The sequence below is a fragment of the Vibrio sp. Isolate32 genome, from assembly GCF_022397955.1.
Taxonomy (GTDB): domain Bacteria; phylum Pseudomonadota; class Gammaproteobacteria; order Enterobacterales; family Vibrionaceae; genus Vibrio.
Map to the genome: position 1 here is coordinate 101722 of NZ_JAKEUQ010000007.1, position 13669 is coordinate 115390.

At 45.1% G+C, this 13669-nt stretch carries 11 protein-coding genes and 1 pseudogene; 10 read left to right on the forward strand and 2 right to left on the reverse strand.

What is annotated here, in order from left to right:
• Positions 1–138: 138 nt before the first annotated feature.
• Entirely contained in the window at positions 139–948 is an 810-nt protein-coding gene (locus L1D11_RS07465; protein ID WP_239832807.1) for a hypothetical protein, read from the reverse strand.
• Positions 949–1472: 524 nt separating this feature from the next.
• On the opposite strand from L1D11_RS07465, the gene L1D11_RS07470 reads away from it, so the two are divergent.
• The 10 genes and pseudogenes from L1D11_RS07470 (at position 1473) to L1D11_RS07515 (ending at position 12596) form a co-directional block, all read left to right on the forward strand.
• Positions 1473–2147 (forward strand): hypothetical protein, encoded by a 675-nt coding sequence (locus tag L1D11_RS07470; protein WP_239832808.1) that lies wholly within the window; start codon positions 1473–1475, stop codon positions 2145–2147.
• Positions 2148–2232: 85 nt separating this feature from the next.
• Positions 2233–2931, forward strand: a complete 699-nt coding sequence (locus L1D11_RS07475) for an ABC transporter ATP-binding protein (RefSeq protein WP_239832809.1) — start codon at positions 2233–2235, stop codon at positions 2929–2931.
• A complete protein-coding gene (locus L1D11_RS07480; RefSeq protein WP_239832810.1) occupies positions 2919–4208 on the forward strand; it encodes an FtsX-like permease family protein in 1290 nt (429 codons plus the stop codon). Before L1D11_RS07475 ends, L1D11_RS07480 begins: the two co-directional genes overlap by 13 nt.
• Positions 4201–5001, forward strand: a complete 801-nt coding sequence (locus L1D11_RS07485) for an outer membrane lipoprotein-sorting protein (protein WP_239832811.1) — start codon at positions 4201–4203, stop codon at positions 4999–5001. The genes L1D11_RS07480 and L1D11_RS07485 overlap by 8 nt, the downstream gene beginning before the upstream one ends.
• 9 nt (positions 5002–5010) lie before the next feature.
• Positions 5011–6303, forward strand: a complete 1293-nt coding sequence (locus L1D11_RS07490; RefSeq protein ID WP_239832812.1) for a hypothetical protein — start codon at positions 5011–5013, stop codon at positions 6301–6303.
• Positions 6303–7337 carry a histidine kinase gene (locus tag L1D11_RS07495; RefSeq protein ID WP_239832813.1) on the forward strand — a complete coding sequence of 345 codons (1035 nt, stop codon included), beginning with the start codon at positions 6303–6305 and terminating at the stop codon, positions 7335–7337. Before L1D11_RS07490 ends, L1D11_RS07495 begins: the two co-directional genes overlap by 1 nt.
• A 72-nt stretch (positions 7338–7409) precedes the next feature.
• Positions 7410–8258, forward strand: a complete 849-nt coding sequence (locus tag L1D11_RS07500; RefSeq protein ID WP_239832814.1) for a response regulator transcription factor — start codon at positions 7410–7412, stop codon at positions 8256–8258.
• A gap of 175 nt (positions 8259–8433) precedes the next feature.
• Positions 8434–11196 (forward strand): M16 family metallopeptidase, encoded by a 2763-nt coding sequence (locus L1D11_RS07505; RefSeq protein ID WP_239832815.1) that lies wholly within the window; start codon positions 8434–8436, stop codon positions 11194–11196.
• A gap of 234 nt (positions 11197–11430) precedes the next feature.
• Positions 11431–11848 (forward strand): annotated as a pseudogene (locus L1D11_RS07510) (GNAT family N-acetyltransferase); the annotation flags it as partial.
• 115 nt (positions 11849–11963) lie between these two features.
• Positions 11964–12596 carry an acetyltransferase gene (locus L1D11_RS07515; RefSeq protein ID WP_239832816.1) on the forward strand — a complete coding sequence of 211 codons (633 nt, stop codon included), beginning with the start codon at positions 11964–11966 and terminating at the stop codon, positions 12594–12596.
• Between the two features lie 92 nt (positions 12597–12688).
• Here L1D11_RS07515 and L1D11_RS07520 read toward each other — a convergent pair whose 3' ends face one another.
• On the reverse strand, positions 12689–13663 hold the full coding sequence (locus tag L1D11_RS07520; RefSeq protein WP_239832817.1) for an arginine deiminase-related protein: 975 nt from the start codon (positions 13661–13663) through the stop codon (positions 12689–12691).
• Positions 13664–13669: the final 6 nt, after the last annotated feature.

The following is a 13669-nucleotide window of genomic DNA, read 5'->3' on the forward strand; positions in this document are numbered from 1 at the left end:
TAAGCTTCATTTGGAACATTAAAAATAGCCGCTGATTAGCGGCTATTTTGGTTTGTCTATGTGCTCAGAAAAGTTTTTCGATTGCTATGTATAATCGAGTATTGAGTAGAATTCGCGAGCCCAATCAGTAGGTAGGTGTTAATCCAGATTAACACGCTCAAATTTGACAGTGTGTCCACCGGTGTTTTGACTTGACTCTGTTGCGTAATATAGAGATACCTTACCATTTGAATGCAGGTAGAACTCTTCGCTGGTGTTCACTTGAAGCGTCGAATTTTCGGAATTTCGAGAATCAATGTAGTTGATTGATACTGCGGTGATAGCATTTCCGTTTTCATCGACTGCACTTCCTGTCGCCGAAACTCGATACGTCGTATCCGCATCAATAAAATGTGATAGAGGCTGAGCGTTGCCTGCAAGAATATTGTGATCAGACGCGCTAACAGCGACACCTTCTTGAACAGGTAAACCACAGAATCTTGCTGTTACTTTGATTACTTCGATGGTTTCATTTGAACCTGTACGGCCTAACCCAAGATTCAGTTTTCCGTCAACTAAACGTGAAAAATAACGGTCATTGTTTAGATTCATGTGAAGTTCAATTCTACCAGCGTTATTCGAGCCGCCGCTTGCTCCACTCTCTCCCTCAAGGATACCTGAAATCGACATTGCTTCTGTAGTGTGGTTAGCCAACAGAACCTCAACTGAAAAGCCTCGTGGATTTTCAATCTTGTCGTAGCCGAAGTCAAAATCAAACTTTTCGATTTCATTCCATGCACTGGTGTTGTAGTTAATAAGGAGTGGTTTATTTGGCTCGATGACACTTTCTAACCATTGAGATCCATCGGTTTCTCCAAAGTAACAGCCGCTGCTAGCCATTGACTGAGTTGATGTCATTATTAATGCACTGGTGATAGCTGCAATAACCGATTTGTTAATTAAATTCATTTTGTTCTCATTGAATTGTTATAAAACTAGCCATTGGTCAGAACGACCGACGTACACGAATTGTAGCTATTAAAGTATTGATTAAATAAGTTATCGGTTTTTTATTATTTTAAATTCAATAACTTGTAATGAGCTATTTTCGGTTCGTACCCTACATCAGTATTCCTTATGAAATCAAGATAATAAGAAGAGGAATAAGACGAGGTTATCTATCATTTTTGTGGGCTATTGTTGGGCTGATTAAAGTATGTACTAAAGTCTCTTAAATTGTTCTAACTAGCTTTGTAAAGGGCTGAATTATTTAGGTTAACTGAAATGGTCATTTATCAATCAGTTCAGTATTTTGGTGGTCAAATCTGAATCTTTCTTTGCAGAAAAGGGTAATTACTCCCACCTCTAACTTCCCCACTCGCGCCTTCACTCAACCATTCACTCCGCATTATTGCCATTCGTCGCATTGATAAAACGGCGTGACAGTTTGTGGTTAACCTTTCAACGTCAACATTTGAAAGGGATTACACATCATGACTGCTTCACACACTTCAAACTCATTTACTGCTCTGTTTCGTCGTTCACTTTTAATTGGGTTAGCTTCAATCGCTCCAACGATGGCGCTAGCTAATCCAAGTTCAGATGTGCTTGATATTTATAACCAAGCCGCGCAAGGCAATGAAGAGCTGGTCGAGGTGGCTTATGAGCGCCTCAATGACACGCTGCAACAAGACGGCGCGACGCCACTGACTTTGGTTTATCTAGGCAGCACAGAAACCTTAATGGGTCGTGATGCACTCTTGCCTTGGAACAAGATGAAGTATGTCGAAAAGGGTTTATCAACCATCGATAAATCACTGGTGTTGCTGAAAGACGAAGACCAACCGATTCATGAGCAACCTCGTGTTCAAGGGCTACCAGATTCTTACCTGACTCGCGCTATGGCTGCGGTGACCTACACCTCTCTACCTGACATGTTTAACCATTTCGATCGTGGTTATGACCTGTTCCTCTCGCTACTTGCGGAAGACGCTTTCCAGCAACAGCATTTCGCCGCGACATCTTGGATTTACCGTTATGCGATTGAGGCATCGATTCGTGCTGAAGATCTTAAGCAAGCACAAGCGTGGCTAGAACAAATGGAAACAGCCGATGCTGGCAACATCGAAACCATGACGGCGAAGGCCCTAATAGCGAAAGCCAAGTAATAGTTGCGAATGCTAAATAATGGACGCGAAAGCAAAGTAACAGCAGCGAACGCTAAAGAATGATGGGTAATCAGAGGACAATGAAATGATTGAATTTAAAGGTATCGGCAAAGCATATGTCACAGGCGGTCAACGTGTTGATGCATTAAACGGGGTCGATGGACATATCCAGCGCGGTGAAATGGTGGCGCTATGTGGCCCGTCTGGGTCTGGAAAAAGCACATTGTTGAATATCCTTGGTTTGTTGGATATGGACTATCAAGGCGAGATAAACATTGATGGCAAAGCGTATCCAACAGAGCAGATTGCCGCTGCACGTTTTCGTCGTCAGTCGTTGGGTTTTGTGTTTCAGCGCTTCAATCTCGTTCCTGTGATGACGGCGCTAGAAAACGTAGCTTATCCATTGATGTTGAACCAATGCTCCAAGCAAGAACAGCAGACCAGAGCGCAAGACATGTTGGAGCGTGTTGGGTTAGGGGATTACATCCATCACCGTCCAGACAACCTTTCAGGTGGTCAGCAGCAACGTGTCGCGATAGCCAGAGCATTGGTCCACAACCCAAGCCTAGTGATTGCCGATGAGCCGACTGCTAGCTTAGACAGCCACACTGCCAATCTGGTGATCGACATTATGAAAGAGCTCGGACACGAAATGGGCACTACCTTTATTGTCGCAACGCACGACCCAAGAATGGCGCAGCGTTGTGACCGAGTGATTGAACTAATCGACGGCCAGCTGGCACCACAAGCCACAACAATGGAGGCGATCTCATGGGCAAGTTAAAACAAAAAATGAGCACGTTTTTACTTCCAACTTCGGTGCGTTTGGCGTGGCTTAATTTATTGAGAAATGGGAGACGCAGCCTGCTTTCGGTGTTGATCATCGCCATTGCCGTATTTGCACTCACCAGTGCGGGTGGCTATGGGCTATACACCTATGAATCCTTAAGGGAATCGACCGCCCGAGATACTGGTCACCTTACTTTGAGCACGCCCGGCTATTTTGAACAAGATGAAGACATGCCGCTGAGCAATGGTCTGGATAACGTTCAAGCGCTAATCAAGAGCATTATTGGCGACACCGACGTGCGTGGTATGCAGCCACGAGTCTACTTCAGCGGTTTGGTTTCTAACGGCAGTAAGTCGACCATCTTTATGGGTACGGGCGTCAATGAGCGTGAGTTCGACATGAAAGGGCCGTTTCTTGATGTGCGCAGCGGGCAGACTCTCTCGGATGTGAAATCGCCAAGATACGACAACCAAGAGCCACAAGTGATGCTGGGAACTGATCTTGCTCGTAACCTCAAAGTAGCGGTTGGCGATTGGGTCACATTGCTCGCCACCACTAGCGACGGCGCTTTGAATGCCTTTGATTTTAAGGTGCAGGGTATTTACTCGATAGGCGTTCCTGAGCTGGACAAGCGTCAGCTGTATGTACACATCACTACTGCTCAAGAGCTTCTAGCCTCAGACAAAGTCAGCACTTTATCGGTATTCCTTTTCGAAACCAGCAAGACCTCGACCGTGCAGCAACGCATCGAGGTGTTACTGAATAGACAAAGCGATCCACAAGCTCCCGAAATAGAGATTACCCCGTGGCAAGATCGCGCTTTTTTCTACACCAAGGTTAAAGACCTTTACGACCGGATCTTCGGCATCATGGGCGCAGTGATGGCATTGGTAGTGTTCGTATCTTTGTTCAATACCATGACCATGTCAGTGACGGAGAGAACTCGTGAAATTGGCACTTTGTCGGCACTTGGCAGTTACCCTTCTGAAATCGTGGCAGGCTTCTTAAAAGAGGCGGGATTACTGGCGGTGATTGGCAGTGCGATTGGCGCAATCGTGAGTGGCTTAGTGTCGGTGTTACTGCTGGTGGTTGATGTGCAAATGCCACCACCTCCGGGTCGAACCGAAGGCTACCCACTCAACATTTACTTCTCATTAGAATTGGTTGGTTATGCTACTTTAGGTGTGCTGACGATATGTTTGCTGGCAGCTTATTTCTCTGCTCGCAAAGGCGTGAATAAGCCAATCACGGAGGCACTGGTTTATGTGTAAATTAACTCGTTCATTGAATACCTTGGGTTTGGCTTTCGCGTTGGGCTCTGTATTGGTTTTGGTTCTAGCATCGACACCAAGCTGGGCAGTCGATTCACAACAAGTCACCGAGATGATCGCCAAGGCGGATAGTTACCGGTTGAACAGCGCACAAGCCTCTAAGGTAGTGTCTTTGGTGGCGCTTTACCAAGACGAGCAACTGGACAAAACCCGTGAATACAACGTCTACACAAGACCAAATCGAGAGTCATTAGTCGTCTTTAAATCAGCTGTTGAGGCAGGTCAAAAGATGCTGATGATTGAAGATAATTATTGGTTATTGATGCCGAAATCGCGCCGTCCAATTCGTATCACACCGATGCAAAAGCTATTGGGTGAAGCTTCGGTAGGCGATATTTCAACACTCACTTGGAGTGAAGATTACCAAGGTGAGTGGGTTGCCGAACAACAAGTTGAGATGCCGGCTGGCGAGACACTCGATACCCATCACTTAAAGCTCGCGGCGAAAACCAAGGGGGCGAGTTACCAGTCGATTGATCTGTGGTTAACAGCAGACCGTGCATTCCCAGTTAAAGCGGATCTGTATCTGCGCTCAGGAAAACTGGCGAAACAAGCGTGGTTTACTGAAGGCGTGCGTGATGGATTACCCACAGTGGTGTCGATGACCTTGCTCGATAAGATACAGCCAAGTAAGAAAACCGTGATTGAGTATCGCGAAGTGATTGAACAAAGCTTGGAAGACAAATACTACAACCCTGCCTACCTATCGCGTAACAGCGTGTCTGGGTTGTAGGTGGACGTCATGAAAGCTTCCAATCGCCGATTCCACATCAAGTTTTCAATCGCTACTTTGCTTGCCTTGTCTTGTGGGAGTAACACAGTTCAAGCGGACGATCTGAGCTTGGCGTGGGACTGGCAATTGAGTGCAGAAGCCGTTGAATCGAGAGAGTCGCCATTCAGCCCTTTAGCGTCTGATAATCGTCAGTCTTTAAATGGCTTGCTGGATCTAGAGGTTGGATATGGCAATTGGCTTGGTCTGTTCGCAGTGAAAGCCAACGATATTCTAAGCAACAACCCTCAAGAACAAGACGCGATCTTTGAGGCTGAATTCATTGTGCGTGAGTTGTTTTGGCAAGGTGGTGTCGAGCTGTCGAATTCAGTAATCGGAGACCACTACCTCGATGTCACGCTTGGTAAGGTTCGTTTGGATTGGGGCGTGGGCTATGGCTATCGACCTTTAGACATCATCAAGCCTTATCGACAAAACCCTGTGGGTATTGTGGCAGAAGAGGGCGCGGGTGTGGCATCGGCGTCACTGTTCGATATGACGGGCGAATGGACACTGCTTTACAGTGATTCGTCATGGACTTCTCAAGACGTAAATGAATTCGAAAAGCAGAACCAGCAACAAGGATTTGGGTTACGTCGTTACAATCTTGTAGGTGATCACGAGTATCAGTGGGTCGCTTATTACGACGATGTACGTCACGGCTTGCTTGGGGCGAGTTTAGTGTCGGTGTTGAACCTCGCGTGGGAGTTTCATGGTTCGGTGGTCTATCAACGACAAAGCCTTGGCTACAGTCAGCCGGATTCAATGCTTAAACCGGTTTATCTTGAAGAGCAGGGCGAAGCTTATCAAGCGTTAGCGGGACTAACATGGGCCAATGATACTGGCCACAATGTGGTGTTGGAATACTGGTTTGATAACCGTGCTTGGAGTCATTCTGAGTGGCAAAGCGCAATAGAAAGTGCCGAGTCTTTATCTCTTAATCCCATGACAACATCGTTGGCGGGCTCTAACGCTCAAGGTTATCAACACGCTAATTTGGTTCAACACAATCTCATGTTTCACTGGTCTTTAGACTCGACACATGGCTGGCTAGAAGATATTACGCCAACATTTGATGTCATGCTGTCTCCACAAGATGGTGGCTTTATTGCTACGCAGTGGCTCAACTATCAGGCGTTAGATAATGGCGATTCATCGTTGGAATTGGAACTTGCTGCACGCTTTCTAGGCGGTAAAAGTGATTCTGCTTACGCCAATTTACCGGATAGTCATATGATTCTTTTAAATATCAAAGGACGATTTTAATGGACACTTCTTCAAACAGTCGCTTTTCATGGATTAAAAGCTTCGCGTTCACCACGTTATTTTGCGTTCTTATTGCAATTACAACCCATACGATTTGGGGAGGCGGGTTAACACTTAATTTGGCCATCAGCTTCGGTTTTGGCTACAGCGCGGTTGGTTCTTCGTTTGTGTTGGTTAAGTGGTTTAAACGAGAATCTCGCGTATTTGAAGTTGGCGTTTCGATGCTCATTGCTATGGTGGTGGGTACCTTGAATGCACACTATTGGTTGAACGGCTTTTTCGGCTCTAACCTTTCCGATCTTAAGTCTGTGATGCTGCTTGGTGTGATCTTCTGTTCCGTTTGTTATTACTATTTCTACACAAGAGAGCAGCAGCTACGTGCCGATAATGAATTAGAGGTGGCGAAGCGTCGCCAAGCTGATCAAGAAAAAGTTGTCGTACTTAGCCAGTTAAAACAGCTGCAAAGCCAAATTGAGCCGCACTTTTTGTTTAACACTCTTGCGACCATCAATGTATTGATTGAGGGTGACAGCGCCAAAGCTAAGTTGATGCTTGAAAAACTGACTGACTTGTTGCGTGTGACTCTGAAGAACAGTCGCACTGAGCAATCGACCATCGCTCAAGAGGTCGATTTGCTCGACGCGTATCTGAACATCCAAAAGATACGTTTGGGTGAACGCTTAACGTTCTCGATTGAAACACACGAGATTAGCAATTTACAGGTGATTCCACCGTTCTTGATTCAACCCTTGGTCGAGAATGCACTCACGCACGGGATCGAACCCAAAGCAGCGGGTGGCCAAGTGAATATCCGTATTACTCAACAAGCTGAGCAGTTGAAAATAGAAGTGTCAGACAGTGGTGCTGGGTTGAAAACGCCCTCTGCGAATACGGGGCATGGTGTTGGGTTAAGCAATATCCGTCAAAGAATCGAAACCCTTTATGGTGATAAGGCGAGCCTAACGATTACTGTACAAGCTGAAGGCGGGGTAGTGTCGACGATCTTGTTACCGCTGACTGACGCAGTTGTCTAGAACGACACACCAGAAAGTACAGAACAGTGACGAAAAATAGACGATTTACAGTGTGAATTTAAAGGATTAACCATGAATAACCCAGCAATACAGCCGAGCGTAACGGCGATTATCGCAGACGATGAAGCACTGTTAAGGCATCACTTAGACAAGAGCTTGGCTGAGGTTTGGCCGGAGCTAGAAATCGTCAGCAAGGCACAAAACGGTTTGGAGGCGATGCAGAGTATTCAGCAGCTTAAGCCCGACGTGGCGTTTCTCGATATTCGTATGCCTGAGCTGGATGGAATCTCGCTGGCGAAGCAACTGAACAAGCTAGATTCGCCGCCATTGATTGTGTTCATTACGGCTTATGACGAATACGCAGTTAAAGCCTTCGAACACAATGCGATGGATTACCTGCTGAAGCCCATCAACGAAGAGCGTCTACTCGCTACCTGTCAGAAGGTTCAAGCACGTCTGTCGAGCAATCAAACACAATCCGGTATTACGCCTGAACAGCCTGATATTGTTGCGTTAATGAGTCAGCTTCAGCAATTATCTCAATCAACATCACAACAAGCTCAACCGCCTTATCTATCGCAGAAAAAGTACCTCACGTGGCTCAAAGCCAGTGTTGGGGAAGACATTCACCTTATCGCCGTCGATGATGTGGCTTACTTCAAAGCAGAAGACAAATACGTCTCGATATTCAAAAAAGGCCAAGGTGGCTCTCTAGATGAGTTTATTCTTCGCGTGTCACTAAAAGAGCTGATCGCCCAGCTCAATCCTGATGAGTTTTGGCAGATCCACCGCTCGGTGGTGGTGAAAGTGTCGGCTATTGATAAGGTGAAGAAAGGGCTCTCAGGTCAGATGTCGGCTTATGTGTCAGGTGAGAAGCTACCGATCAGCCGTGCCTCGCAAGCGTTGTTTAAAGGTATGTAGAGAACGAATAAAAGGCGCTACATATCGGCTCTACAACTCATTCATGTAATTTATAAATTAAACACTTTCATACTTATATCGAGTGACTCTAAAATTTTAGTCGTTTGATTTAATGGCGAATTATTACACTTTGGCGATCGGATATATTGGAGGAAAGCCCTTCAAAGAGATCGTTATGAAAGCATACTATTTAGTCGTCGTACTGAGCTCCACATTGCTAGGTTGCAGCTCTACTCCTCAGCAACAAACGTTATTGAAATCCGATCCGTATTGGGTCAAAGGAGAGTTAGATAACGGATTAACCTACCATGTCTACCCTGACCAAGAACAATCGGTATCGGTACGCTTACTAGTGCATGCCGGATCTTTGCAAGAGAGCGAAAAACAGAAAGGGTACGCCCACTTTGTTGAGCATATGGCGTTTAATGGCAGCAAGAACTTTTCAGGAAATGAGGTGGTCGAGCTATTTGAGCAATCTGGTGCCAGCTTTGGTGCAGACTTAAATGCTTACACCTCTTACCAAGAAACCCTCTATAAGTTAGATCTACCCGATAATAAAAATCTAGACAAAGCGCTGGCTTGGTTTAGAGATATTGGCGATGGTTTACTGTTGTCTGGAGATGAAATCAAAAAAGAGAAAGGTGTGATATTAGGGGAATTTCGACACACACGAGTTGAAGATAAACCTCTCTCATTTAAGTTCTACGATCATATGATTGAAGGCACGAACTACCAAAGTAACGATCCCATTGGTAATAAAGAATCCGTTTCTAATGCGAATGTTCAAGAATTAAAAAACTATTACCAAACCTGGTATCAACCTCAGTTAACCGAGGTGATAGTCTCTGGTGATATCACTCTGGCAGAAGTGATCCCTTTGATTGAAGAAACCTTCTCTGGTTGGCAAAGAGGCACAACACCGATTCCCGTGAAGAACACATTAGCGGATTACAATACTCAAGATTTTGTGGCGTATGGATCTGGGGTCGAGCCACCGAGCATCGGAATAGTGATTGATCGTGGGCAAAGAGTGACTCGCAGTCATGAGCAACAACATCAGCTTTGGCTAGATGATATTGCTCAACAACTTATCCAACAAAGGTTGAATTCTGATTTTGTTGACGCTGCATTACCCGTGCAGTGGGTTACTTCAACACCCTACTTATTAGAGTACCAAAGGTATTCCATTACTACCGTCGGTTTTCCTGTGGATAGCCGAGAGCAAAGTCAGCAGCAGTTTGTTTCTACTCTCGCCTCTTTGCGTGATTATGGCGTAAGTGAATATGAGTTGGCGAGTGTGCTACAGCAATACCTAGCGAACCTTGATGACATTAAAGCTAACTGGGAGAGAATGGACGCAGTAGCTCATGCTGACGGTAAGTCGACGGCACTGGTAATTGACCAGACAGTTCAATCACAGCTCGATTATAAATCGAGTTTGAAAGCGTTTCTTTCGAGTACGGATCTGAAAGCCGTAAATGATAACTTAGATGATTTACTTTCTAGCCCATATATTTTGGGATTAGGCTTATCGTCTAAAGAAGACTTGCAGGCAATGAATAACGAGATAAAAGGTGTCAGAAAAGCCTATAAAAAGACAGGCAACAGGCCATTGCTCGTTACTGCTAGCTCGGCGTTTAGTGTGCCAGCGTCTCAAGGCGAAATTGTAAAACAAGTTCAGTTGAGTGACGATCCTGATTTGAAGCAGTGGACATTAAGCAACGGCATTGAAGTTTTGTATCTCCGTAACTCTGAGGCTGGTAATAGTGTTGGGGTTTACTATGCAAGTGAGGGGGGGAAAGCGGCGTTGGATCCTTCGTTGTTTCCTGCTGTAGAAATTGCTCTGCCAGCTTCGATTCGTAGTGGTGTTGGTAAATTTAGTGGTTCGGAGTTAACCGCTCACTTGAGACGCGAAGATATTGAAATCTATCCCTTCATCAACTTTACTCATCATGGCTTAGAAATAAGCGCCAAGAAAAAGACGCTTGCAGAGGGTTTAGCTGCGCTCCACACCATTGTAACCGAACCTAAAATAGACAGTGATCAGCTTGAGGCTGTGAAATCTGAATTTGCTCAAGATCGTACAGCATATTTAGAAACTCCAGTTGGTCAGTTTATTCAGATGGTTAATCGCAATAGCTATCAAACAAGCAGCCGTCACATGATGCTTGAAAGTGACGATATCAAAGCTGTCACGTCGCAAGATATACTAGACATGCACCATCAACTCTTTCAAAAATTAAGAGACAATACATTGGTTATTGTTGCTGATATTAACCCTGCTGAAATTAAGCCTCTTGTGCGTCAATATGTTGCATCATTGCCATTAGAAGCCGCTATGTCTCCGGATTATCAGGTGGCTTATAGTACTGATTCGAAAGAGCGAATGGATATATCCGTCAATAATGAAGACAGCAGTCAGTATTTATTGCGTGTGATTACTCAGCAAGCTCGGGATAAAACCGCAAAAGATGTATTCATGGACGATATGCTTCAGCGCGTGTTGTCGAGCCGTTTAACGGCTTATGTTCGTGAAGAGTTAGGTTTGGATTATGCGCCTTATGTGTACTCGGTCGCACAAGACAGTGAGCCGAGTTATGACTGGCTAATCGGCTCTCTAACGGCCCCAGAAAACTCAGATAAAATTGAACAGGCGATTGATAAGGTCATCGCTGAAGCAGCAAAAGGGATTTCTGAAGATGAGACTCGAACAGCCGCTAAGCAGCTTGTAGCTGATCTTACTCCACTTAAATATAAGCCTACTGAACAAGCTTGGTTTATTTCTCGTTATTTGATTCATGATTATGGTTTTGAGGCGTTGTTCGACCTGCAGGGGACGGCAGACTCTATTTCTAGTCAGGACATGACAAAGTACGCGAAAGAAATTTTTGGTGATAATAGCTATCAATTGAAGAATTTGTTAAAACCACAAAGTTAACTCTAGTTAGGTCAGTGGTTTTTCTTGAAAGCCGCTTCTACTCTCTATATGTGGATTCACTTAGAAGCCAAATATTCAAGCATTTGGCTTTTTTTCCATCTAAAACTGTCGCTTTTGTTCAATACCTACCTAAAGTATTCACCTACACTTGCTGGCATTGAAACGTGGCACATCCAGTAAAAGTACGATGTCGACCACGCACTCTACCGAATCGAAATAGCACGAATACAAGCGATGTTAGACATCAAAAAAATCACAACACTTAACGACCTAATCGAATTAAAAACGGCTTACTTTTCAGAAGCGACAGCGCTACTCGATGGCATGTGGCATTTCGGCTTTGTACCCATGTCGGACCATTTCGGTTTTTACGAGAGCGGCAAACTTGTCGGTTATTGCGTACTAAACGGTGAAGGTTACTTGCTACAGTTTTACCTAGCACCAACCGCAAGTGCGAACATTGCCGACTTGTTCACTTTGATCACCGAAAACAACAGCTCTATGATTGGTGAGGTGAAAGGCGCATTCGTGAGCACAGCAGAGTCACAGTATCTGTCACTATGCTTCAACAGCGATTGGCGCGCCTAAAGAGTGGCCCACCAGTTATTACGGTAATTTGATTACTCGCCAAGAGCTGTGGGGGTGGTCAGAGTAACGGACTGCCTGCGCGCTATATCTCTGTCTATCGTGTCCCATTCGTAGCAAGTTTTATTGAGTTTAGAATTGCGACTCCATATACTGGAAGTACCATCAGGCGGAGGGTAATAATGAATAATAAAAACAAACACATAGTTTTAATTCATGGTCTGTATATGCCTGCGTTGATCATGCAATATCTAGATAGGAATTTTAAGAAACGCGGCTTCACCACCCACAAATTCGCCTATAACTCACTGCGCTTTCCATCCGCAGCAAAACGCCTAAATCGCTTCGTGAATGCACGCTTTGATGAACACGATAAGGTCTATTTCTTTGGTCACTCACTCGGTGGCTTGCTGATTCGTCACTACTTTAAGTTCTATCAACCACACTTCGCTGACACCTGCATCATTACAGCGGGCACACCACACAATGGAGCAACTATAGCTAAAACGCTTTCTAATCATGGTCTTGGGTTCATTTTTGGTTCGACCAAACACATCCTCAACGATGGGCTTGGTGACTATGATAATGATGTGCCAATTGGTGTGATTACTGGCACCTACGACGCAGGTGTGGGACGCATTATATTGGGCAGAAACCAAGGAGATGGCACCGTGACGCTTGAAGACGCAAACCTGCGAGGCGCAACAGACACCTGCGCACTCAAGCTCAATCACACCGCGCTGGTGTATTCTAAGGAAGTAGTCACGCTCTCTACTCAATTTATCGAACACAGAGCTTTCAAGAAGGCTTCCTAGCCTTTCTCCCGCGCCTGTTTCGGTAAATACAAAAATACCACTCTATGATAAAAGTGGTATTCAAAGGTTTATAGCTCAACATGAGTCGTTTGCTACAGAAGGTTCACTCGTGTTGGTAAGAATACTTCACCGAGCATACAACGCACTGAACCACCACCAATGTCTTCAATTGTTTTCACGTTAAATGGTAGCAGCTTTCCGTGTGTCGAAAGTTGTGCAAGTTGAGCGGGAGAGAACGCGTCGTAAGCCGATTGAGACATCGCGACCACTTTGTCGCCATTCACGGTTTCAAGCTGCAGGATGTTGCCACAGAATCGGTTCATCTGATCAATTGAGATCGAGATAACCTGCTTGTCTTTCGCGAGTGACTTAACCACAAAACGGCGCTCAAATTCTGGAATCACTTCATCACAAATCACGCAGAAGTTATCACCAATCGCCATCATGACATTGGTATGGTAAATCGGCTGGCCAGATGGCAATGCCGTTTGGAACGAAACAACGCGTGAATAACCAATACGCTTCGCGTAATCCTCTAACACCTCACGGTCACAACGTTGAGAAAGCGCGGCATAGATGGTCTTGTTGATATGGTCAATCACCATCACACCCGTACTCTCAAGATAAGAGCCTTGCGCGATATAAGACTCTAACGACTCAGTGTGATTAACAATACGACCCGACGCCTCTAGTGCTTCAATAAGCGCATTTGGTTTCACTTCATTCTGACGGTTTTCACAGGCCATTGGGAAGGTGAATAAGCTGCCATCGCTGCAGGTGCTGAACCAATTGTTTGGGAACACCGCATCTGGCGTTTCCACACCAAGCTCTGGATAATCAAACTCTACAACTTGCACACCCTCTTTACGTAATGAAACCACCATCGCCTTGAATTCAGCCATAGTTTCTAACTTCACCTCAGTTTCGGTGAGATTAACTCTGTTTTGAAACTCGTTATCACGTGCAGTTTCTTCGTTAAATCGAAATTCTTTTGGCGGCACCATAACAACGCAATTGGCGTTTTGAACATTAGTAATGTGAAGTGATTTTTTGTGTAGGTTTAACATTTCAAC

Excerpts from the sequence above, each read along its gene's own strand:
- L1D11_RS07465 (WP_239832807.1), bottom strand. The coding sequence starts at position 948 with ATGAATTTAATTAACAAATCGGTTATTGCAGCTATCACCAGTGCATTA.
- L1D11_RS07470 (WP_239832808.1), top strand. The coding sequence starts at position 1,473 with ATGACTGCTTCACACACTTCAAACTCATTTACTGCTCTGTTTCGTCGT.
- L1D11_RS07475 (WP_239832809.1), top strand. The coding sequence starts at position 2,233 with ATGATTGAATTTAAAGGTATCGGCAAAGCATATGTCACAGGCGGTCAA.
- L1D11_RS07480 (WP_239832810.1), top strand. The coding sequence starts at position 2,919 with ATGGGCAAGTTAAAACAAAAAATGAGCACGTTTTTACTTCCAACTTCG.
- L1D11_RS07485 (WP_239832811.1), top strand. The coding sequence starts at position 4,201 with ATGTGTAAATTAACTCGTTCATTGAATACCTTGGGTTTGGCTTTCGCG.
- L1D11_RS07490 (WP_239832812.1), top strand. The coding sequence starts at position 5,011 with ATGAAAGCTTCCAATCGCCGATTCCACATCAAGTTTTCAATCGCTACT.
- L1D11_RS07495 (WP_239832813.1), top strand. The coding sequence starts at position 6,303 with ATGGACACTTCTTCAAACAGTCGCTTTTCATGGATTAAAAGCTTCGCG.
- L1D11_RS07500 (WP_239832814.1), top strand. The coding sequence starts at position 7,410 with ATGAATAACCCAGCAATACAGCCGAGCGTAACGGCGATTATCGCAGAC.
- L1D11_RS07505 (WP_239832815.1), top strand. The coding sequence starts at position 8,434 with ATGAAAGCATACTATTTAGTCGTCGTACTGAGCTCCACATTGCTAGGT.
- L1D11_RS07515 (WP_239832816.1), top strand. The coding sequence starts at position 11,964 with ATGAATAATAAAAACAAACACATAGTTTTAATTCATGGTCTGTATATG.
- L1D11_RS07520 (WP_239832817.1), bottom strand. The coding sequence starts at position 13,663 with ATGTTAAACCTACACAAAAAATCACTTCACATTACTAATGTTCAAAAC.